We start from the raw sequence: 23140 nt of genomic DNA on the forward strand, positions 1-23140 counted from the left end.
GCAAACGCTCGCCAGGCCCGCGAGGAGCGCCAGGAAACGAACTTCCGAACACGTGGTGGCAAAGAGGGTATCCTCACCGGCGGCTAATGGCTTGCCCGACTTGAGAAGGCCGGGGCCGCCGCGGTCGATCAATCCAACTGTTGGGCCAGTTCGTGCCTGCATGTGCAAATAATAATATAGTCTCTACTGCTGTTACTTAATGCTTTTGCGGATGGACGCGAGGGACGTGCGGTCATGAATACGGAGCTGCTTAAAGTCGTTGGGAAAATAGCTGGTATTGGCGGTCTCGCCTTAGGGGTGTTCCTTCTGCTTTTTGGCGAGATCATCCGCAAGAAGATCTTTCCCATGCTCCCGCCGGCCGAGGCCTATCGGCTTTTGCAAATGATCATCGTCGCGGTCTGTTCCGTGGCGATCCTGGGGATTGCAGCCAGGGTCTACGTCGGTCAAGGGCCTGCGATATCCGCCGAGAACGGCGGCATCGCCATCGGCGGAGATGTATCCGGATCGACAATCGACAATGCAGGCGGTAGCGCCACCAACAAATAGGTTGGTCATGCGAAGCGCAATCTCGGCGCTGGCCGTCACGATCTGTTTCTGTCTGGGACCAGGCTTTGTGCCGCCTGCTGCGGTGCTGGAAGATGTCGAAGCGAAGAACTGCGCGATTGCGATTTCCGGCTCTGTCTAAGCCAGTCACATTTCCAATGTCTCCGGCGTTCGCCGGAGTTGCTTGCGCCATTGTCGAGGAGTTCAGGGAAACCAGAAAGGCATACCTGACTACCAATGAAACGCTTCAGAACCTGGCCAACGAGCGCGAACGGACCATCGAGACGGTGCGGCAAACGCTCAACCTGACCAACGGCCAGATACGGGCCGTCTTCCAAATCCTCGGCGAGAAAAACATCCCGCCCGAGCAGCTGCCAGCAAGCTGGTCGAGATCGCGATACGGTTCAGGGAAATGCAGGCGATGGCCGCTGCGAAGCCAAGCGATAGCGCGGAGATCGCCTCGCTCAAGAATGACGCGGCGGCGGCGGTGAAAGCCGGCGAGCTTGCCCCTGCTCGCAGAAACCGAAGCCAAGCAGGCACAGGCGCAGCAGAGCAACCGTGCCGCGAGGCTTGCCAGCCGCGGCGAGCTCGCGCTTGGCCGTCTGCGTTATATGGACGCCGCAAATCACTTCGCTAATGCGGCGCAGGCGCTCCCCTTGACCGACGATCAGTCCGGCGCGCGGCGGGATTACCTCAAGAGGGAGGCTTCGGCACTCCGCCAACAAGGGGACGAATTCGGGCACAATACTGCGCTCAAGACTGCGATCGAACGATGGCGGCAGGTGCTTGATCTCACTCCTCGAACTCAACTGCCGCTCGATTGGGCCGCGGCACAGCATGGTCTCGGCGTGTCGCTTCGACTTCTTGGTGAGCGCGAGAGCGGGACAGCGCTCCTGGAGGAAGCGATCACCGTATTCCGTGCGGCCCTGGAAGTCCGGACCCGTGCGCAGGAACCGCTCGACTGGGCGGCGACCCAAAGCAACCTGGGCATTGCGCTGCCGAGGGTCGGTGAACGCGAGACCGGGACGGCGAGGCTGGAAGAAGCCGTTGGCGTGTTGAGGTCTGTTGGCGAAGTGCGGACCCGCGAACGGGCGCCACTTGACTGGGCTGGAGCGCAACTCGATCTTGGCAACGTGCTTCTGTCATTCGGCGAGCGCGAGAGCGGCACCGGGCGGCTGGAGGAAGCCGTCACGGCCTACCATGCCGCGCTTGAGGAGCAGACCCGTGAGCGGGCGCCTCTCGATTGGGCCATGGTCAAGAACAATCTTGGCAATGTGCTGCATGCGCTCGGCCAGCGGGAGAGTGGAACGGTACGGCTGGAGCAGGCAGTCGCCGCCTAACGCGCCGCACTGCGGGAATGGACCCGCGAGCGCGTGCCGCGGCTGTGGGCGGCCACGCAGAGCGGTCTCGGGAGCGTCTGTGGAAACTCGGTCGAGAGGGAGACTGGTACAGCGCGGTTAGAGGAGGCCGTCACCGCCTATCGCGCGGCCCTGCAGGAATGGGCGCGCGAACGCGTGCCCCTCGATTGGGCAAGAGCGCAAACCGGTATGGCACCGCGCTGCTGGAGCTTGGAAAGCGCGAGGCCGGCACGGAGCGCTTGCAGGAGGCGGCCGCTGCCTATCGCGCCGCGCTGAAGGAAGGGACCCGTGACCGTTTGCCGCTCGATTGGGCCGCAACGCAGAGCAACCTCGGCAACGCCCTTTCAGCGCTTGGCGAGCGGGAGAGCGGCACCGAACGACTGGAACAGGCAGTAGTCGCTTTCCGCGCCGCGCTCGAAGAGCAGACGCGCAAGCGAGCGCCGCTCGATTGGGCCAGGACGCAGAGCAACCTTGACGCCACGCTTCTGACGCTAGGCTGGCGCGAAACGGGCACTGCGCGGCTGAACGAGGCCGCTGCCGCCTCTGGCGCCGCCTATCGTGCAGCCCTTGAGGAACGGACGCGAGAACGCCTTCCGCTTGGCTGGGCGCAGACACAGTACAATCTCGGCATCGCGCTCATGGTGCTCGGTGAGCGGGAGAGCGGCACGGCGCTATTGGAGGAGGCGGTAGCTACCTTTCGTGCGACGCTCCAGGAAGCGACCCGCGAGCGTGTTCCGCTCGACTGGGCCAAGGCACAGAACAATCTCGGTGTCGCCCTTGAGTTGCTCAGCAAGCGTGACGGCGGCACCGATCAGTTGCAGGAAGCAGTTGCCGCGTGTCGAGCGGCACTGCAGGAATGGACCGAAGAGCGGGCGCCACTGGGCTGGGCGAAGCACGGAAAAATCTGGCCGAAGCGCTTGAGGATCTGGGCAGGCGCGAGAGCGGGACGACGCCGCCAGTGGAGCGCTCAGCATCCCGACCACGGTCCAGTGAAGACGCCGCGGGCTGGCAATGCACTGGAAACACGATTCCGGACTCGAAATCTGGGCACCGTTTGGCCCCTGCCAGTTCAAGGCGATTTCAGGGATATTCCGCAGAAGGTGATAGCCCGCGGGGCGGATGGTCTCCGCTGATATGCTGGTGTCAAGGCCTTATTCTGGCAAGCAAGCCGACTGCGGCCGTCGGCGGGTTACCGCCGTAGTATCCGCCGAGCCTTTTCCTGCATTTCGGCGAGTGTCCTCTCGATGCACCAGACGTGGATGCTGCCGTCATCCGATGCGGACGCAAGCCAGCGTCCGTCGTGCGAAAAGTCAACTGCCTGGAGCCGCCCTTCGTGATCGCGCAGAACCGCAAGTGCATCTCCGCTGGTCGCATCCCAAAGGCGAACCGTGCCGTCGCGCGAGGCCGATGCAATGCGCGAGCCTTGCGGCTCAAATGCTAGCGCTTCTATCGGTTGTGTATGTCCTGAGAGCTTCATTGGGTCGTGACCACGCCGCCAGAGCCAAAGCGTGCCGTCTCCGCTGGCCACGGCGATAGCACTTCCGTCGGGTGCGAACTTGATCGGCGCGAAAAATGAAGCTCCGGCCTCGAACTGATCCTCCAGTCCCATCGTGTCCAGATTGATCAGGTAGATCATGCCGGCGGAAGTCATTATCGCCAACTGTTTTCCGTCAGCACTGACTGCGGTCCGGCCCAGCTTGTCCTGGCGCCAGACCACGTCCCTGCGGTTGTAAGGTGGCGCCAGATCCCACATTGCCACAGTACCATCTTCCGCAGCGGCGATCGCACGCCGATGCCGAGGATCGATCCACAAATTGAGCACCCATTCAGACAGCATGCCGAGCTGGACCTTTGTTCCCCCCGCTCCTTCAGGCCAGAGCCATACATCGTTCAGTGCTGCAGTCACGATGATCTGACTTTGGGAATCATAGGCGATCGCGTTGACCGGGGCGCCCTGCTTTGCAAACGACGCAATTTTCCGGCCGTCGGAAAACCCCCGCACATCGAGTGTACCGGCCATGTCAAAAGCCGAAAAAACAACGTTTGTTCCGTCCCTGTACCACCTGCACCAGCTCTGGATGGTAGAGCCGGTGCCGATAACCGAGAGCAAGCCACCGGTCGCCAGCTTCCACACGCGACAGGTATAGTCATCTGAGGACGAAAGCAGGTACGCGTCATCTGAGCGAAAACCGACGCTCGCAGCTGCGTCGCCGTGATCCAGCATCCAGGCCGGGTTCTCCGGCTCAACCCGCCACAGCCGCACCTCGCCGCCGGACGACGTCGACAGGACCATGCCACGCGAAGTCGCTATGATATTCGCTACGACATCGCGTTCCTTATGCCGGCCGAGAACCGCAATTTCCTTGCTGCTGTCGATCCGCCAGAGTCGCACGGCCTCGGCCGATCCTGTCACGACACTCAGGCTGTCAGGTAGAAATATCGCAGTGCCAACTGCCTGGGTGTGGGAAAGCGTCGCCAGAAGCCGGCCATCAGGAACACTCCACACCTTGGCCGTCCGGTCTCGCGAGGCGGTGACGACCCTGGTTCCCGCAGCGTCGAAACGGATGTCGTCCACAGGGCCGGTGTGCTTAAGCACAGCGAGGGGTAGTTGCGGGCCACTCCCTGCCAGCGCCCAGACAGCGCCTGTGCCATCCATCGACGCAGTGGCCAGAAACTTTCCTGAACGGTCTATGTCAACTGCCGAGACCCAACCGGTATGCGCGAACTCCTCCAGTTTCGTTCTGGTGGCAACCTCCCAAAGCCGGGCCGTATTGTCGTCCCCGGCAGCTGCCAGCTTCAGGCCATCGGGAGTAAAATGCACGGTACGGATTCTGTCCTTCTGCCGCGGCAGTTCGGCGATTAGTTCACCAGATGTCGTTTCGCGCACCTGCACAATCCCCTCGCGCGTGCCAAGGGCATATCTTTTATGATCGGGACTGAAGGCCGCAGTCTCGATGCGGAGACCCGTCCTGACCATCACGAGCTGGCCACCATCCGGGCGCAGAATGGCCACGTCGCCATCTAGTGAGGTAACCAGCACCAGCTTCCCGTCAGCCGACAGGCAAACGGACGTGATCCAGTCCTGAAATGTAAGGCGGGCAATCTGCCGGGGATGCTGCTCAGCGCGCCAGAAGACTACGTTCCCCTCGTCGGTCCCATAAACTACAAGGTTTCCGCCGGGACTCACGGCCACCGCCCGTGGCCAGTCCTGTTCATTGCCCACAGTATGCGCCAGCCGGTTGGCATTGACCGCTTCGATCAGTGCGCCGGCGGTTTCGGCAACAAGCCCGCGCGCGGGATTCAGCTCACTGCCCGGCAGGCCATCGAGCGCCAGCTTCAGAGCCATTCGATGGTCGCCGCGCTCGCTGGCTGCCCTGGAAGTCGATGCAAGGAGTTCCGACTCGCGACGCTCTGCCTCTCGGGTCTGGGCAACTGCTTCCCGCCGGTTTCGCTCGGCCACCGACGCAGCCACCGCAAAGGCAACGCTGCTTGCCGCGACCGCAGCGAACAGACCGTTTCTCAGCCGCAGATTGCGCCGGTGCTGGACCATCTCCTGCCCCGACATTTCGATCGGATCGATGTTCCGTAGTTTGGCTACTATCTGGTTGATCGCGCGACGGAATTCCGAATTGTCCAGCTTCTGGGTTGCAGGGTCTGCAAAGTCTCGGGCATCAACGAACAGCGGCACCTTTCGTATCGAGGCCTCAAGAATGGGAGGCAGGCAATTGGTCCGGTCCCAGTCAATTGCCTTTGTCAGTGGATCATACGCGATCTCCCCTTGCGTCAACACGATGATCAGCCGATCGCGACGGTCCAGCTCCAGGCACCATTGACGCAACTCATCAGTGACCCATTCCGATCCGGCGGCCTCGGGGGAGGCAAGATAGATCAGGTACTCGGATCTCCGGAGCGCTTCCCGGATGAGTTCGTCCAGTGGTTTTCCCGGAACAAGGTATTTCTCATCCCGGAACACATCCATCGGACGCTGCCACATCGGCTTGGCATACGACTTGATGGAAAGCTCGAGGTTTTCAGCGAAGGCGCTGCTCTTCTGGTGCCGGTAGGAGATGAACGCCTTGAACCGTCGATGCCGATTGATGGCCGCGGCGCGATGGCCCAAACGCTTGCGCCAAATCGATCTGGAACCAGCCAGCCACTCTGGCAGCCTCATGTTCTTAAGGTTCCTCAGCATCACCGGTCCAGTCACCTCGGGCAGCACTCACAAATCGTTCGGTCCAGGTATACGTACTGGCCGGCCGACATGCAGTCTGTCCTGCCCTGACAGTTTTCTGCCCGTCGCCAGAAAACAGGCGAGGCATCAACAAAGAGCCAGCACCTGCGCGCGGTTCGCGACCTAGTCTATCAATCCAGACTACCTTCGGTCCAGCCGAAGGATAGCGGGTCAAATTGCGTGGGCGAGGTCAATAAAACAGTTGGGGATAAATTCGACTATCGCTTGCCGCTGCAGTTTGACGGGACGATTATTAGCTTCGGCAAATATGCCAACCAGCCTGATGGGGCGGCGAATGATCAAGCATCCTTTGCTATACGCCGTAACCGCAGCTTTTCTGTTTATCACTGGCTGCAGCCAGTCGGATACGCAGTTCTCCAGGCACGGGATCGGTACTGAACTTGGATACGCCGGTCTTCCGTCGCAAACGCAGCTCCAGGATGAGTATGTCCGGCATATTTGCCGGCAGGCTGGAAGCGCCGGATGCTCACTCGACTGGAACACGTTCGTGCAGGCTGGCCTCAACGACATCGACCAGCGATGCGATGCGTATCTCGCATGGCTTGATGAAAGACGCCGTACGAAGGGACCTATTCTGCAGCAGATCGGCGACACCCAGAGCGCAACCGACGCGATCCTGCTGGCGACAAAGGTCAGTTCGGTCGCTATCGGCATAGTCGGCACCGCTTTCGGTTTTGCCCGCGACACGTTCAACAACGTGAATTCAAGCCTGCTGCTGGAAGTGAACCACTCAACGGTGCAGGCAATCGTGCTGAGCAACCAGACACGCTTCCGGACCGAACTCCGTGGAAAATCAGTTTCGACCCGACCGGAGGCACTCTACGCCCTGCGGCAGTATCTGCGGATCTGCATGCCATTTACGATCGAAACCGAGATCAACAACACGCTGACAACGCTCGCTTCCGGTGGCCCACAGGCGCTGGAGGACAGCGACCCGCTCATAGCAACCGACGTGATCGGAGCGCCGGTCGCGCCCCGGATGATCGTCGTCCCACGAAAATACGCGCCGGAGCCACCCCCGAGTGGCTATGCCCTGATACTCAGCAATCCGGGCAACGGACTTGGTGCTGCGTATGTCAGGAGGGTGCTCGGAAAGCTCTGCGTGCCCCCGGACGAGATTGAACATGTCTCGGCAAGGACAAAAGCCCGGATACTTGCGTACCAGCAATGGCGCCAGGCACTGGCCGGCGATAAGACCACAAAACTCACCGGCAGACTTACGGATCGTGAGCTGACGCTGGCCAATAGCGAGGCACAGTGCGACTCCGCAAGGTTTGCCAATTACTACGAAGAGGTGACGTTTCCGTCGGGCATAAACGATCCCGGTCTGGTCGAAATGATGAACGTGCTGCTCGGCGCTGGACGGAAACTTACCGAGGGCGCGACCCAGGCTGACGTCAGATCGAGGATTGTGGAACTGCGCAGCTCGCTTGCCGGGGATCTGGCGCTGAAAGATCCGGAACTCGTCAACCAGCTTACGTGGGATCTGGTGCAGGCGATTACGAAGAGGGCGCAAAATGGCCTATGAGCTGACCCGCCTGACAGTCGTTCGAGCAACACCCGCCAAGGATGCCGACGGGTTTGACACGCTCGGAAAAGGGGTTGTCCTGAGAGCAACCGGCAAGACGTTGCATGACCCGGCGACCAACGTGGACTGGGTCAACATACTGATACCTCCGGGTGTCCTCGACGGATGGGTGCCACTCTCGAACTGCACAGAGATACCCGATCCAGCTCCTCTGCCTCTTGATCCCGAGAGTTTTGTCCGTCAGTGCACGCTCACGGATCGCACTCTCAATAGTGATCCGGTGATCGGGCTGTGGTCCGTTACTGCCGACTTCATCATTGCCCGGGCGCTATTCGAGACAGGAATGGCCAATGTGCCTGCTGTGCTACCTGAGCACGACGGCCCATTCCGACTTTCGCAACCGGAGTGGGACGCATTCCTGAACAGCGGGCTGGCGGCCGCATCAGACTATCAGGCCGGCGACGTCGTCTACCCGATGGCCCAGGTCTACGCGGCGGCGTTCCGGATGCACGCAGATGGGAAGGCGGTGTCGCAGGCGATGACTGCCGGATTGCAGCCAGGAAGCGATCCTTACCTTCCCAGCTATCTTGACCTGTTTCACAGCTATCTCATTGATGCGGCGACCGTTCCTGCCGTGCGGCAGAATGAGACTAATACCGACAAAGCGGTGGCAGATATCCTGCCCGCCGGGAAACTGGACGCCATCAGGAAAAGACCACAGTTCAGCTCGATCAAGGATACAGCCACGGTCCCCCAGTTTGTCGCGCAGACCGAGTCTGTCCTCGCCGGGCTCCTCGACGCCGCCTTCGAAAAGATTCGCACCTTTGCGGCTGACGAACTGCCCAGAAGCTCAACAGCCGCAGTTCCCTGGCTCAACGTGGCGCAGGCGGAGCTGGCGGCAGGAGTGACGGAGGCCAACACGCCGGACAGGATAAAAAACTACTTCAAGGCAACAGACTTCGGCGCGGTCGGCGCAACCATTCCGAACTGGTGCGGAGCATTCGCCGCCTTCTGTATGAAGCAGAGCGGAGCGGGCGACAGCATACCCAAGGGCTCCGCCGCAGCCGTAAACTGGAAAGGTTGGGGTAACCAGAACATTCCGCTGGGCAGCCACGACATACCCTCAGGCGCAGTCGTAGTTCTCACCCCATTGCCGGGAACCGACACAAGCGGGCACGTGGGCTTTTTTGCCGGATTTTCCACCGACGGCAAGAAGGCGATCCTTCTCGGCGGTAACCAGTCAGACAGTGTTCGGGAAACCGGGTATGAGATCCCGCGGATCGCTGCTATCCGGATGCTCCAGTCGCCGATCGTGATCGGGGCAGCAAACCGCTTTGATCTTACGGCCGCCGGCGTGAAGAAGAAATTTCAGCAGTACGGTGATCTGATTGTGGACCGCTTCCAGCGCGCCGGCTTCACAAAGGACCAGCACCTTCTTGCGGCACTTGCAAATGCGATCGTCGAGTCCGGCCTTGATCCGACAATCAAGTCCCCCATTCCCGAGGAAAGTTACGGCCTGTTCCAATGCAACAGGACAGCTGGCCTTGGGAAAGGCTACTCCGTCGAGCAGCTCAAGGACCCCGAGATCAACATCTCCATCATAATTCGCGAGGCCAGAAAATACTCCGCTTTTACGGCCGCCTCTTCCACAGAATCGGCGATTGATGCATTCGTGCGATTTATTGAGCGGCCAAAGAATACGCCGGGAGCGATAAGCAAGAGAAATCAGATCGCCAAGCTTCTTGTGTGAGTTCCTGAGAGAAACAGATACCCAAGGGCTCGTCTGGACGGTTACGGCTTCGACATATGGTACGTTGGCGAACGAGGCCCAGACACCGGCATGTGTGGCAGATTTTAACAACTGCCGGCCGGGTCACCAATGGCATGGACAGGTTCGGCAGACGAAATGATAGCGTCTTCAAGGTATCCGAGAACACAATCACCGGGCGGCAGATTGACGAAAAAACTTTCTCCCGACCAGCTGGCTGCACATGATCTCCTTTCGGAGCTGCGCACCCGCATAGCAACGCAGCCATTGGCATATCAGTATGGAGTGGAAGCGCGGGCGCTCGAAAGCCTGTGGGAAGTCTTCGGGCTCGCGCGCAAGGCGATGAAAGATCATCCTGGATGCGCCAAGTTTGCCAGCGAAACGACCAGAATGCTCAACGTCGACCTGAGGCCGGTCACAGCGAAGTGGCACCGGGCCCACCAGGCGGGACTGCTTGACTCCAGAGACGGCGCCAACGAATTCCGTGCCGACCTGGCAGCAGTACAGGCGAAGCTCACCACGTTCTCGCTGAGATTGCAGGAGATAGCATACGGGACTGCAAGCCCAGACGAAATGACACCGGGTGCGGTGGACGACAGGGAAATTGAAAGCTGCTTCGTGCCAGTACCTTTCGGAATTGAAGAGAATTACCCGACAGCGATTGCCAATGCAAAGGCGATAAACGAGGCAGAGACAAACGAGATTGCCGCACGACGCGAGTCGTTCAACATCCAGACTGCAGCCGGAACCAATGCGGTCGGGCTTTCCCTGTCGGGTGGGGGTATGCGATCCGCCACTTTCTGCCTTGGTGTAGTCCAGGTTCTTGTCGACCGTGGCCTTATGCACGACTTCGATTATCTATCGACGGTGTCAGGAGGCGGATACACGGGCAGTTTTATCTCTTCCCGTCTTGGATCCGGCCTGCCCTTGACCGAAATCGGCAATCCACACGGTCCTGACACAGGATCAGTCAGATATCTCAGACAGAACGCAAAGTATCTCAGCGCCACCGACCTTAAACAACGGTGGCTGATGGTTACCGCCACAATGGCAGGCCTCCTGCTCAATTGGACTGCGCCCCTGTCCATTCTTGCCGGGGCAGCTTTTTTGGTAAATCTGGTAAACGCGGCCGAACCATGGCTCTGGCTGACCTACATAATGGCATTCCTTACGGCCATCTCTTTTGTTGCCTACGGGATACTGTTGAGGTCCAGCGTTGGCTCAAGAATTGGCGGAATGGTGTTTGCAGCAACTGCTGCGTTGGTATCGGCGTCCGTAATCATGTTCGCCGTCGAGACAGTCTATCAAGTTCTGGTTGGAGGCATCCACAAGGCTTGGACTTTTCCCGGGATCGCTGCGGCTTCAGTCGTGAGCGGACCCGCAATCCTACGTTTCGTGCCGCTCTTCAGGTCGCCCAGTGTTCAAAGGATAGCACTTAGGGTCGCTGTGGTTGCCGCAGGCCTGGTGGTGCCGCTGGTGGCGCTCGCATGTTTCTATCTTCTTCGTATGATTGGCTCACTGCCGTTTGACCCGGGAGCGACGGACTTGTCGCCACTCCATTACGTGACTGGAACATATATCCTGATCGCTATCGCAGTCGTATGTTTCGTGTTCGCGGCGTTCTTTCTGAACATCAATCTGACGGGCCCTCACAAGCTCTATCGCGATCAGCTCACCAGAGCGTTCGTGGACTTTGGAGCCAGAACCCCCACGCTGCCACTGAGTTCGCTCAACAGCAGCCATCGGGCTCCCTATCATCTCCTGAATGCAACCCTCAACCTTCCCTCCAGCACAAGTCCGGTCCTTCGCGAGAGGCGGGGGGATTTCTTTCTCTTTTCCAAACACTGGAGCGGTGCTCCGGCAATCGGATATCTCCGGACCAACCGCTGGAAAGGCACTCGCCACGAGATTGATCTTGCTACCGCAATGGCCATTTCAGGCGCCGCTGCTTCCCCGCAGATGGGGCTTGCATCCATGCCTGCCCTCTCGGCTCTTATGACGCTGCTTAACGTCCGTCTCGGTTTCTGGATCGCCGACCCGCGACGCCTCGTGAACAACGCGCCAGGTTTCCTTTGCCTGCTGCGGGAAATGACCGGCATTGCAATGTCCGAGAAAGAGGCTTGGTTCAATCTTTCGGATGGCGGTCACATTGAAAATATGGGCATCTATGAGCTGCTCCGCAGGCGCTGCAAGTTCATGGTCTGCGTCGACGGAGAGGCTGACCCAAGGTCCACATTTCATGGGCAGATGACCCTGGTAAGGCATGCACAGATCGATTTCGGCATACGGATCGAACCGCGGCTTGACGAGCTGCGCCCGGACCCGGCCTCAAAGTTCAGCCGGTCTCACGCCCAGATGTTCAGGGTACACTATCCCGACGAAGGCGTCGGACGACCGGCTGCGATGGGCCTGATCCTCTATCTCAAACTTTCACTTACCGGAGATGAAATAGAACTTCTGAAACGCTATCGGGCTATCCATCCCGATTTCCCCCATCAGTCAACGATAGACCAGTTTTATGACGAAGAGCAGTTCGAGGCCTATCGCCAGCTTGGCGTGCACGTGGCCGAAGGAATGTTCTCCCCCGCTCTGATGACCAAAGACCGTGCACCCAAGGATGTCGAGAACTGGTTCAGGCAGCTTGCGGCCAATATGCTGGAACCTGGCAAGGCCTGAGGTCGTGACAGGCATATGCGCTTTCGGCTGTAAAACCCTGGGAGATGCGGCTGCACCAGCCGGGGCAATATGGCTTTGCAGGCAGAAATTGGATTTTGACAGCTTCGCATTGGGCCATCTCCTGTTGACGGAGGATCTTCGACCGTGGACTATCAGTACGACATCTTTCTGAGTTACCCTCGAGCGGGGGCCACCGGCGAATGGGTCCGTAACCATTTCAGGCCGGTTCTAGAGGACTGCCTTGATCTCGAGATGCCGACGTCACCAGTAATCTGGTACGACGAAGACCAGCGCCCCGGCCTGAACTGGCCACTGAACCTCCAGCAGGCGCTGCTTCATTCACGACTTCTGGTCGCGGTCTGGTCTCCGCCTTATTTTCGTTCCCCTTGGTGTGTGGCGGAGTGGCAGAGCATGCTTGCCCGAGAAAAACAACTGGGGCTCTCCACAGCAAAGAATCCGCTCGGACTGGTTTACCCGGTGGTCTTCGCAGATGGAATTCACTTTCCGCAGGAGGCCCGTGACGTGCAATCGCGGATAGATCTCAGCACCTGGGGGACACCTTTTCCTCAGTTCAGGAAGACGGAGGAGTACCAGCAGTTCTGGGCCTCGATTCTAAGGGTCGCTAGGCAGGTAGCATCGCATCTGTCAACGATTCCACCGTGGGCTCCTGACTGGCCGATTTTAACGCCACCGCCAGCCGCAGCACCACAAGCGCTTCTGCCGAGGCTCTGACATGACAGGGGGATCTATAGTCACTTTTTACTCCTACAAGGGTGGCGTTGGTCGCAGCTTTGCCCTTGCCAACGTGGCAGTTATCCTCGCCCGCTGGCACTTCAAGGTCCTTTGTATCGACTGGGACATCGAGGCACCTGGACTGTCGTATTATTTTGCGCCCTATATGGCAGATAGTGCCCGAGGTCTCGGTCTTGTTGATATGCTGGCCGAATTCGCTGACACCCCGAACTCTGGACTACCATGGCGCAGCTACGCAACGACGATCAGCCTGCCGGGTGTTGCATTCATCGATCTAATTTCAGCTGGCCGGCGCGACGACACCTATACAGGACGGGTCCAGTCTCTCAACTGGTCGTCTCTATATGGACAGGGGCTGGGATCGGCGCTTGAGCAGATGTGCCTTGAATTTCGGGATGCCTATGACTTCATCTTGATAGACGGCCGAACCGGAGTCACGGATTTCGGTGGCATCATTACCGCGCAGCTGCCCGACGTCCTAGCATTCTTGTTTACAGCCAACGAACAGAGTCTTGAAGGAGCGGCAGAGATAGCCGAGCGCGCGGTCCGCTTGCGCAATGACCTGCCGTTCGACCGTCCGCGTCTGCTGCTGCTTCCGGTGCCAGCCCGCTTCGAGGCCAACGTGGATACCAGACCGCGCAGCACTGGAAAGGCCGTTATGTCGACAGGCTCAGCGGTTTCTACAGATCGTGGGCAGTCAAGGATACACCGGTGCGATCGCTAGTGGATCACACTACAATCCCTTACGTGGCCTACTGGAGCTTTGGCGAACGCCTTTCCGCCCTAGACGAGGCCACTGCCAGTCCGAGCGGGATCAACTATAATCTGGAGACGCTTGCCGCACTCCTTGCACATCGGCTGGACCGAACTGATCTGCTTGCCGAAAATCGGGACGCATTTGTCGATGCGGCGCGCCGCCTGGGAGCCCGGCGAAGTGAAGGCGTGTCAGCTGTCTTTGTAAGCTATGCCGCCAGAGATCGGCCGTTTGCCGAGGAACTCAAGAACGCTCTGCTGGACAGGAATATCACTACGACTGACGACAGCGACATCTCTTCAAGCGAGTTCTTCTCGGAGGCTCTGAACCAGGCAATCAACCGCGCCCAACATCTGGTACTTCTGATAGGCGCTAGAAGCGGCGATAGCAAGCATGTAGATCAGGTAATTCGCCGCTTTCAGCGCCAATCGGTCGATGAAGAGACTAGGACTCGCCTGCTATTGCCGGTGCTGCTTCCCGGTGTCTCTTCATTGGCTCTTCCGAAGAGCATCATAAACCTGCAATACATGTCCCTTAACGAGCTGTCACTTGACGATGTGGCAGATCGCCTTGCCAACATCGTAGCCGCTGAACCACCTGCCGTTGCTTGACCAAAGCCGGATCACCATTGCGGTCTGTTCAGGCTGGTTTCTGCGTATCAACGAATCTGAGTTTGAGATTTTCCAAAGCCGATACCGTATATTTTGAATTCACAACGCGGGACGCATCAACAAACACCTCCAACGTTGACCACCAGTCGGCCAGTGCTTTGCCGAAGGCTTCAGATGCAGGATTGAGGGGAACAATTGCATTAGCTGATTTTTCGACCTCCTGCCGGGCGGCCTCATAGGCTGCCATATGCCTCGAAACCTCCTCCATGTCCGCGTTGCGATCAACGATCGTCAGCATTGCCTTGGCTCCGTCAAGTTTTAACGCGCGAGCTTCCTCCTCAATAAGCACAAGTTCACGTAATGTCGATATTATCGTTTCCTTAATTTCATTCATATCTGATAACTTCTTGGCTCTTTCTATTGCGTATTCGCTCTTTTCTTCCAAAAAAAGAAATCGATATTTCGCCGCGAGCACGATAAATCCCAGAAGCATACTTGTCTCTTCGTTACCCAGCCAACGCCAGCTCAAAATTGGAATAAACCATAAGTATACAGCTCGCCTCCCGTCATAGTATTCTGTCTGCTCTGTTACGATAACCCTGTAGAGCTTCCCATCGGTCGGAGACCTGACGACCTGCTCATTGTCAACAGGCCTTCCGACCTCTACTGCGCTTTCCAACGCTCTCTCAATTGCGAACAGAATGGTTCCAAAAGGCTGATCAATCTTCCTTGCCTGCTGTTTGAATGCACCCCAGGTAGTGGCAGCCTCGTCGTCACTTCCGAAGAGGGAGCCGAGCGCACTGCTCCCCTTATGCGTCAACAAGGCATCGTCTGGGAGGCCGACCGCCTGGGCCTCTGACCTCGGTAGCTCAAACTTGATGAGGAGTTGCTCGACTTCACGAATTGCGATGCGGCTGGAAATACAGTCGTAAATATCTCCCTTCAGCGCCGGATAGATTTCTTCCTTGATTTTCCGGATCCGCTCCGCCCCGCGCAGCATTGAAGTGTTCGGATCTACCGAACTCGGTGCTCGCTTTTCGGCGAGCTGCGTAACCTCAAACAGAAACTTCGTGATCGGATTGTCATCAATCCGTTCGGGCAATTCGGACATAACTTTCGTTAGATAGGCGACCTTCCCAAGAGAAAGCTCATCCCTTTCCAAGCCGATCGAAATACCGAGAACAGCTGCAGTGACTGCCGGCGGTCGGTCGACAAAGAAAGACACGATACGTCTGGAAGACTCCCCGCGCTCCTTGATGTCCCGAGAGATGAGCGCTTGAAAATACCCGACCTCCCAACCGGTGTAAGAATAGCTTTTTTTTGAGATACCTGTATATAGTATAACCAATATATCTGATTGCTCCAACGCCTTCTCTATTGAGTCATTTATGCCCAAACCGAAGCCAATATCTTTATCATAAAATGATATTATATTATGATTTACTAATTCATTTATCCCCGAAAATCCCTTCAGAAACGCTTGCAGGAAATCGGCGTCTTCTCTCGCATAAGAGCAAAATATGCGAACCTGCTCCTGCATCACACCCTGGTCCGACATAACTGCTCCCCGATATAGTTGATCCCGCGCAGATTGCCTTCCAACTATAATTTACTATCGCTTCCAGAGCAATGGCGGTCGCTTGAGGTTGCACTGTTACAGTTGTCTCTGGAAACTTTCATCTTTCACGGATCAGTCCGACCTTGATGGTAGCCCGATCTCAGCCACTCGAAATCTGGCTTCCGGAACTCTTTCTGGTATCCCGATCATGCGGAGCTCTATTCGCGCGAGGCATCGCAGGTTCGCCTAGCCGTACAGGGGATGGCAGAGTCGTGCGTCTCGTGACGCGCAAGCCGATGCTTGGCGAACCTATTGGCGAACCTCGTGGCGAACCACCCTATAAAGCATTGATAAATAACGATAATGGTGGGCCCGGAGGGACTCGAACCCCCAACCAAGCGGTTATGAGCCGCCGGCTCTAACCATTGAGCTACAGGCCCCACGCGGGCTGGCTTAGTGTTTTTCTTGTCGTCGCACAAGGCTTTCGAAAGCTCTGGCGCAAAACGCCAAAATCAGCCCATATTCGCGCCGTAGAGCGGCCTGCGCCCATATGGCGCGAGAAAGGTCCAGCCCTTGCACCGCACTGCAGGAATCGGCGCCCTTTGCGGGTCGAGGCAGATGCAGCACGGGGGGGCGGACCGCAGACTTCGAGGAGTTTCATGACCAGACAAATTTTGCCCATCGCGCTCGCTGCCGCGGTCGCGTTCCCGGCGCTGGCGAGCGCCGCCGACATCCAGCCTCCGCCACGCATCATCGTGTCCGGCGAAGGCGAAGCGACCGTGGCGCCGGACATGGCGATCCTTTCGCTCAGCGTGATGCGCGAGGCCAAAAGCGCGCGCGAAGCGCTCGACGCCAACAACGACGCCATGGCGGCGGTGATCGCGGCGATGAAATCCGCCGGCATTGCAGAACGCGACCTGCAGACCGCCGGCATCCAGATCAACCCGCGCTACAACTACACCAACAAGGCCGACGGCAGCCAGGAAGCCGAGCTCGTCGCCTATCAGGTGACCAACACGCTGTCGGTGCGCGTGCGCGATGTCGACAAGACCGGCGAGATTCTGGACAAGGCGGTGTCCCTCGGCGTCAACCAGGGCGGCGGCATTGCTTTTACCAACGATAATCCGAAGGCCACGATCACCGAGGCGCGCAAGAAGGCCGTCGCCGACGCGATGGCCAAGGCAAAGACGCTCGCCGAAGCGGCGGGCGTCAGTCTGGGCAAGGTGCTCGAGATCGCCGACCAGAATGTCGCGCCGGTGCCGATGCCGATGGCGGCCAAGTCGTTCGATGCGGCCCGTTCGGCCGTCCCCGTGCAGGCCGGCGAGAATTCCTACAACGTCCAGGTCACGGTCACCTTCGAGCTGAGGTGACATCCGGCCCAGCCGCGGACATGCCGTTAGACCAATTCCAGGAAAAGTGTGAGCGGTTTTCCGTCCGGAATTGCGTCAAAACAAAGAGATAGAGCGGTTCGCCGTTTCCGTGAAACGGTGAAACGCTCTAGCAAAACGCCCCGCAGGATCATCCTGCGGGGCGTTTTCGAGCCGCGCCTCATCTTGAGGGGCTCAGCTACTCATAGGCGATCCTCGCAGAGGATCGTCCGCATAAGCGATCCTCGAACGGGATCGCCCTTTCAGCCTCAGCGATAGATGATCGGGCAGCCGCGCTCGTTGGCGAACACCACCACGACACGGTCGCCATACTGGCGGCCTGCCACCTTCACGGTGCGGCGGCTGATGTCGACGATGCGGGCGCGGTGCAGACCCATGCGCTCGGCCTTGTCGAGGGCGCGGTCCGGCGAACAGCCGCGCCAGTCGCGGTCGCGGCGCCAGTCGCGGCGATAACCGTCATCGTCGCCGGTGTAGATGCCGAAACGCGGGTCGTGCCTGTCCCCGAAACCGAGATAGAGGCTGTCCGCATGCGCCGGAATGGCGGTCAAAGTGCCAAGCCCGACAAGGGCCGAAAGGGCTGCCGTCCTGATCGTGTTGAACATCGTCTTCTCTCCTTATTGTGGGCTGTCGCCCGTAGAACCGATGACTGGAAGATGCCCTTTTGCGTCTGAACCTTCCGCGAACCGGCCATTCATGTCCGGTTCATATAAGCGCCAACCCGCCAGGGTTCGTCGCTCGTAAGTGCGTAAAAGCGAGGCCCCTCAGGTTTCTAAACGCGAACCCGCAGGTTTCGTCGTTCCTCGTCAAAAGCGCCTCGTCAGCGTTCGTCATCTAGACGCGAACCCGTCAGGGTTCGTCGTCCAGACGCGAACTGCTAAGGTTCGTCGTCCAATATATAATCAAAATAATCGTCCGGGTCGGCCAGATCGGTTTCCTTGGCCTTCACCCGACCCCGGATCGAGATGCCGGCCTCGTGCACGGTCTCAGCGCTTCCCGAAACAAGTCTGTGCCACCAGTAGAGATCATGGCCCTCGGCAATAAGCCGGTAGGCACAGGTTTTTGGCAGCCAGGTGATGGTGCGCACATTCTGTGGCGTCAGGCCGACGCAATCGGGCACCCGCGCTAGGCGGTTTGCATAGTCGGAGCAGCGGCAGTTCTCGGCGTCGAACAGCCTGCAGCCCACGCTTGTCCAGAAGATCTCGCCCGTATCCTCATCCTCGAGCTTGGACAGGCAGCATTTGCCGCAGCCGTCGCAAAGCGATTCCCATTCGGCCGGGGTCATCGCCTCAAGCGTCTTGGTTTTCCAGAATGGCGCGGTCATTTCGCTGGATTTGGCCCTCCGCGGTCTTCCGGTCAAGCGCTGTGTGGCGGCGACCCAGTATCAACATTAGAAAAACACGAAATTGCCTTCAAAAGGCCGGCCAGGCATCCTTGGTTGGCGCCAATGCCTGACGGAACCAATTATGGTTGATGAAAGTTTGGGCAGGGATGGGACCCCATTAGGAGAAATCGATATGAAACGCCAACCACGGATTCTGGCGGGCACGGCAATCGGCCTGCTTATGGCATCCGCGCCGTTGGGCGCGTACCCGCTTCAGGGGGGTGTCGCTTCCGGCGGCCTGCACGGAGCGCCGCTCGTGCTGGCTCAGGCCGCCTGCGCCGAAGGCCAGTCGGCCGAAGAATGCGCGCAGGGCGGAGCCGAACAGCCGCGTAGAAAGAAGCGCGAGCAGCAGCAGCAAAGCGAATCGGCGCCGGCCGAACAGGCCGCGCCCGCCGAATCCGAGCAACAGCCGCGCAAGAAGCGGCACGAGCAGCAGCAGACGGAGGGCGCCCAGTCCGGGGAAGCTGCACCGGCCGAGCAGCAGTTCAAGCCACGCAAGAAGCGCGACCAACAGCAGCAGATCGAGGCGGCACCCGCCGACCAGGGCGGCCAGCCTGCGGCCGACGAGCAGCAATTCAAGCCGCGCAAGAAGCGCGATCAACAGCAGCAGATCCAGGCAGCACCCGCCGACCAGGGCGGCCAGCCCGCGGCCGAGGAGCAGCAATTCAAGCCGCGCAAGAAGCGTGATCAACAGCAGCAGATCCAGGCAGCACCCGCCGACCAGGGCGGCCAGCCCGCGGCCGAGGAGCAGCAGCCGCGCAAGAAGAAGCGCAACCAGCAGCAGATCGAAGCGGCGCCAGCCGACCAGCAGCCCGCGGAACAGGCTGCGCCTGCCGCCGGCGACCAGCAGCAAGGCAACCAGGGTCGCAAGAAGCGCAAGCACGATCAGCAGCAGACGGAAGGTGCGCCCGCCGGCCAAGCCGGCGAGCAGGTTGCCCCGACCGAACAGACTGCTCCCGCCAACGACAACCAGCAAGGCGGCAATCAGCTCAGGAAGAAGCTTAAGCAGAACCAGCAGGGTGAGACCGCCCCGGCCGAGCAGACGCAGACCAACGAGCCGGCCAAGAAGCGGGCGCCGGCAGGTGAGCCCGTGCCGCAGGCCCAGCCGCTGCAGAATGGCGAGCAGCCAGCCCAGGGCGAACAGGCCCAGGACAACAAGAAGCGCGGCAAGAAGCCGAACGCGGAACAGCCCGCGACGGGTGAACAGCCCTCGACAGGTGAACAACCCGCGACCGGCGAACAGCCACAGACCGGAGAGCAGACGAAGACCGGCCGCAAGCCCCTCACCGGCGAGCAGCAACCCGCAACCGGCGAGCAGCCGGCCAATGGCAATCAGCCGGCGAACAACAACCAGCCTGCCAATGGCAACGCCGCGCAGGGCGAAACCGCCAATCCGAACGAGGCGCCCGTCCTGGACAGCCAGAAAGATGCCATACGCAAGCACCGGGGCCGCAACGACAACGGCCAGAACGGCGGGGCCCAGACCGGTGGCGCTCAAATCGAAAATGGCCAGGCCGGCAACGGCCAGAACGCCAATCAGGCCGGACAGCAGCAAGGTGGCGAGCAGGCGCAGAGGCCGGCTCCGGTCGATCAGGGGCCGCCGCCCACCGACGACAAGTCGGCGCAGCAGGCGATCAAGCCCGAAAAGATCGTCCCAGTGGACCAGGAGAAAGGCAAGCGGATCGAGCTTACGCCCGAGCAGGTTGTCCGTGAGCGCCGCCGGCCGCAGGGTGCCGACGTGGTGAAGCAATTCGGCGACCGGGTGATCCTTCAGTTCAACAACCAAACATTCGTGGAAAGCAACGAAGCTCCTCGCATCACCCGCGGCGCCAGGGATGTTTACTACGAGGATCTTTCGGGCGGCCGCACCCGCGAAATCGTGGAGCGCGACAACGGCGTCAGGATCATCACCATCCGCAACCGTAATGGCGACGTCATCCGGCGATCGCGCGTTACATCGGATGGCCGCGAATACGTGCTGAGCTATGTCGACGAGCGCTACTATAACGATGTCGACGAGTGGCGCGATCCCGGCGACGACCTGCCACCGATGCGGCTCGACATCCCGCGCCGGGACTACATCCTGGATTCGGAGGAAGTCGAGGATCCGGACGAATATTATACCTTCCTCGAGCAGCCACCTGTGGAAAGGGTGCAGCGTCTCTACTCGATCGACGAGGTCAAGCGCTCGGCCCGCGTGCGCGACATCGCCCGGCGTATCGACCTCGACACGCTGAACTTCGATTTCGGCTCGGCGACACTCTCCGACACCGAAGTGCAAAAGCTCGAAGGCGTCGCCACCGCCATGGAAAAACTGCTCAAGAAGAATCCGGCGGAAACCTTCCTGATCGAGGGCCATACCGACGCCGTCGGCACGCCGGACGCAAACCTCGCTCTGTCGGACCGGCGCGCCGAGGCGGTGGCCGAGGCGCTCACCAACGCCTTTGGCATCCCGGCCGAGAACCTCACCACGCAGGGCTATGGCGAGGAGTATCTCAAGGTGAACACGCCCGGTCCGAACCGCGAGAACCGGCGTGTCGCCATCCGCCGCATCACCTCGCTGGTGGCGCCGGTGGCGAGCAACAGCGAGCAACAATGAGCGTTTGATTTCAAGATCCTGCCCGGATCTGCAGAATCAGCGCGCAAGACGGGCCCGTCCGCTTCGGACGGGCCTTTTTTCCTTACCGACTCAAGAAGAATTGTCCTGCCTGACCGGCCTGCTCATTGAATCGCCGCATTGCGGCACCCAGATTCCAGACAGGGCGTTCCCTGCCCTGTCCCGACTCCAGCGGGACACGTTGAGCCCCGCCGGGCCCCCTCCCCGGCGGGGTTTTTTGCCTTGAAAACCTGTGTCACCTGGCCGAAATACGTCCAGAGCAATTCCAGGAACAGTGTGAGCGGTTAGGCTCTGCGCCTTCGCCGTAGCCTTCCGTCCGGACTTGCGTCAAAACAAAAGATAGAGCGGTTCGCCGTTTTCGTGAACGGTGAAACGCTCTATCGCAATTGGCCGGAGCCTTCATGAAGCGTCTCGAACTCGCCATCGAATCCGTCATCCTGGCCTCGCGCTGGCTGCTGGTCGCCTTCTATCTCGGGCTCGGCGTCGCGCTGGCGATCTACGCGCTGTCCTTCGGCAAGAAGCTCTATGAGTTCGTCATGAGCGCCTTCATGCTCGGCGACACCGACACGATCCTGAAGATGCTCGGCCTGATCGACGCGGCGCTTGTCGCCTCGCTGGTGGTGATGGTCATCATCTCGGGCTACGAGAATTTCGTCAGCCGCTTCGACGAGCAGGATGGCGAGGTCCATTGGCTGGGAACGATCGATGTCGGCTCGCTGAAGGTCAAGGTCGCCTCGACCATCGTCGCCATCTCCTCCATCCACCTTTTGCAGGTGTTCCTGAATTCGGTGTCCTACACGACCGACCAGCTGATGTGGCTGACCATCATCCACCTCGCCTTCGTCGTCTCGGCGCTGATGCTGGCCTATATCGACCGCGTCATGGCGCTCGCCAAGGGCAAGAAGGCCGAGAGGATTGAGGCGGACCCGGTCCGTCAGTAGATCCTTTTTACCTTCGTCTGCGAGTTCGCGAACACCTCGTCGGGAACGAAGAAGTCGCCCGCCAGCTGATCGGCCGCGCCTGGCGCATAGATCGAAAAGTCCGTCACGCCTTCGGCGCGCAGCACCTCTTCGTCGATGTAGAAATTGCCAGTCGCTTCGCGCGACGGGCGCATGAAGATCGCATGCGCGGCGTCGGCCATGATGTCGGGTGAGCGGCTCATCGCGGCCACTGTTGCACCGCCCAGAAGATTGCGCACGGCCGCGGTATCGATGGTGGAGATCGGCCATAGCGAATTGACCGCGATACCGTCCTTGGCGAATTCGGCGCTCATGCCCAGCGTGCACATCGACATGCCGAACTTGGCCATTGTGTAGGCGACATGGTTCTTGAACCACTTGGCCTTCATGTCGAGCGGGGGCGCCAGATTCAGGATGTGAGGATTCTTTGCCAACTTAAGGTGGGGAATGCACATTTTGGAGACGAGGAAGGTGCCGCGCGTATTGATCTGGTGCATCAGGTCGTAGCGCTTCATGTCGGTCTCCAGCGTGCCGGTGAGCTGGATGGCGCTGGCATTGTTGACGCAGATGTCGATGCCGCCGAACCGCTCGACGGTTCTTGCCACCGCATCGGCGACCTGGACCTCGTCCCGGATGTCGCAAAGCAGCGGAAGCGCCTTGCCGCCGGCCTGCTCGATCTCTTCGGCTGCCGTGTAGATGGTGCCCGGCAGCTTTGGATGCGGCTCGGCGGTCTTGGCCGCGATCGTCACATTGGCGCCGTCGCGCGCCGCGCGCAGCGCGATCGCCAACCCGATGCCGCGAGATCCGCCCGAGATGAACAGCGTCTTTCCGTTGAGCGACATTTTTTGCCTCCCGTCATTCGTTGCTGCGATCCTTGCCCGCACCGATCCGCGGACACAAGGGCGCGCGCATGTGGTTCGTGATGACGTTGCGGAGCCTTGCCGTCTTGCCGAGCTTTGTCGAGAGATATATATTCTATACAAAGAGGTAGAAT

The 23140-nt window shown here is 59.6% G+C and carries 17 protein-coding genes and 1 tRNA gene; 12 read left to right on the top strand and 6 right to left on the bottom strand.

Features of this window, described 5'->3' with window-relative positions; genetic code table 11:
* Positions 1-234 precede the first annotated feature (234 nt).
* From LB552_RS13600 to LB552_RS13610, 3 genes are all read left to right on the top strand, one after another.
* Entirely contained in the window at positions 235-546 is a 312-nt protein-coding gene (locus LB552_RS13600; protein ID WP_224606707.1) for a hypothetical protein, read from the top strand.
* Positions 547-1046: 500 nt separating this feature from the next.
* A complete protein-coding gene (locus LB552_RS13605; protein WP_224606710.1) occupies positions 1047-1883 on the top strand; it encodes a tetratricopeptide repeat protein in 837 nt (278 codons plus the stop codon).
* 185 nt (positions 1884-2068) lie between these two features.
* The gene (locus tag LB552_RS13610) at positions 2069-3034 is read left to right on the top strand and encodes a tetratricopeptide repeat protein (RefSeq protein ID WP_224606713.1); all 966 of its coding nucleotides are present in this window, start codon (positions 2069-2071) and stop codon (positions 3032-3034) included.
* A 56-nt stretch (positions 3035-3090) separates the two neighbouring features.
* Here the strand turns inward: LB552_RS13610 and LB552_RS13615 are convergent, their stop codons facing one another.
* A complete protein-coding gene (locus tag LB552_RS13615) occupies positions 3091-6120 on the bottom strand; it encodes a TIR domain-containing protein (protein ID WP_224606716.1) in 3030 nt (1009 codons plus the stop codon).
* A 307-nt stretch (positions 6121-6427) separates the two neighbouring features.
* Between LB552_RS13615 and LB552_RS13620 the strand changes: the two genes are divergently transcribed.
* The 6 genes from LB552_RS13620 (at position 6428) to LB552_RS13645 (ending at position 14243) form a co-directional block, all read left to right on the top strand.
* Entirely contained in the window at positions 6428-7681 is a 1254-nt protein-coding gene (locus tag LB552_RS13620; protein WP_224606719.1) for a hypothetical protein, read from the top strand.
* Positions 7671-9431 carry a hypothetical protein gene (locus LB552_RS13625; protein WP_224606723.1) on the top strand — a complete coding sequence of 587 codons (1761 nt, stop codon included), beginning with the start codon at positions 7671-7673 and terminating at the stop codon, positions 9429-9431. The genes LB552_RS13620 and LB552_RS13625 overlap by 11 nt, the downstream gene beginning before the upstream one ends.
* 204 nt (positions 9432-9635) lie before the next feature.
* Positions 9636-12125 carry a patatin-like phospholipase family protein gene (locus LB552_RS13630; RefSeq protein WP_224606726.1) on the top strand — a complete coding sequence of 830 codons (2490 nt, stop codon included), beginning with the start codon at positions 9636-9638 and terminating at the stop codon, positions 12123-12125.
* A gap of 144 nt (positions 12126-12269) precedes the next feature.
* On the top strand, positions 12270-12857 hold the full coding sequence (locus tag LB552_RS13635) for a TIR domain-containing protein (RefSeq protein ID WP_224606730.1): 588 nt from the start codon (positions 12270-12272) through the stop codon (positions 12855-12857).
* 1 nt (position 12858) lies between these two features.
* Entirely contained in the window at positions 12859-13602 is a 744-nt protein-coding gene (locus tag LB552_RS13640) for a tyrosine-protein kinase family protein (protein WP_224606732.1), read from the top strand.
* A gap of 23 nt (positions 13603-13625) precedes the next feature.
* A complete protein-coding gene (locus LB552_RS13645) occupies positions 13626-14243 on the top strand; it encodes a toll/interleukin-1 receptor domain-containing protein (protein WP_224606734.1) in 618 nt (205 codons plus the stop codon).
* Positions 14244-14271: 28 nt separating this feature from the next.
* On the opposite strand, the gene LB552_RS13650 is transcribed toward LB552_RS13645, so the two are convergent.
* Both LB552_RS13650 and LB552_RS13655 read right to left on the bottom strand, forming a co-directional pair.
* Entirely contained in the window at positions 14272-15801 is a 1530-nt protein-coding gene (locus tag LB552_RS13650) for a toll/interleukin-1 receptor domain-containing protein (protein WP_224606737.1), read from the bottom strand.
* Positions 15802-16165: 364 nt separating this feature from the next.
* Positions 16166-16241, bottom strand: a tRNA-Ile gene (locus LB552_RS13655).
* Positions 16242-16460: 219 nt separating this feature from the next.
* Between LB552_RS13655 and LB552_RS13660 the strand changes: the two genes are divergently transcribed.
* Positions 16461-17171 (top strand): SIMPL domain-containing protein, encoded by a 711-nt coding sequence (locus LB552_RS13660; RefSeq protein ID WP_224606740.1) that lies wholly within the window; start codon positions 16461-16463, stop codon positions 17169-17171.
* A 266-nt stretch (positions 17172-17437) separates the two neighbouring features.
* Here the strand turns inward: LB552_RS13660 and LB552_RS13665 are convergent, their stop codons facing one another.
* Positions 17438-17791: a hypothetical protein gene (locus LB552_RS13665; protein WP_095766645.1), complete on the bottom strand. Its 354-nt coding sequence runs from the start codon at positions 17789-17791 to the stop codon at positions 17438-17440.
* Between the two features lie 272 nt (positions 17792-18063).
* Positions 18064-18510 (bottom strand): YcgN family cysteine cluster protein, encoded by a 447-nt coding sequence (locus LB552_RS13670; protein ID WP_095766643.1) that lies wholly within the window; start codon positions 18508-18510, stop codon positions 18064-18066.
* Between the two features lie 82 nt (positions 18511-18592).
* Between LB552_RS13670 and LB552_RS13675 the strand changes: the two genes are divergently transcribed.
* The gene (locus tag LB552_RS13675) at positions 18593-21169 is read left to right on the top strand and encodes an OmpA family protein (RefSeq protein WP_224606743.1); all 2577 of its coding nucleotides are present in this window, start codon (positions 18593-18595) and stop codon (positions 21167-21169) included.
* A 419-nt stretch (positions 21170-21588) separates the two neighbouring features.
* Positions 21589-22128 carry a TIGR00645 family protein gene (locus LB552_RS13680; protein ID WP_095766641.1) on the top strand — a complete coding sequence of 180 codons (540 nt, stop codon included), beginning with the start codon at positions 21589-21591 and terminating at the stop codon, positions 22126-22128.
* Here LB552_RS13680 and LB552_RS13685 read toward each other — a convergent pair.
* The gene (locus LB552_RS13685; protein ID WP_224606746.1) at positions 22122-22988 is read right to left on the bottom strand and encodes an SDR family oxidoreductase; all 867 of its coding nucleotides are present in this window, start codon (positions 22986-22988) and stop codon (positions 22122-22124) included. The genes LB552_RS13680 and LB552_RS13685 overlap by 7 nt on opposite strands.
* Between the last annotated feature and the right edge of the window lie 152 nt (positions 22989-23140).

This window comes from Mesorhizobium sp. CA7 (assembly GCF_020165015.1).
Lineage (GTDB): Bacteria > Pseudomonadota > Alphaproteobacteria > Rhizobiales > Rhizobiaceae > Mesorhizobium.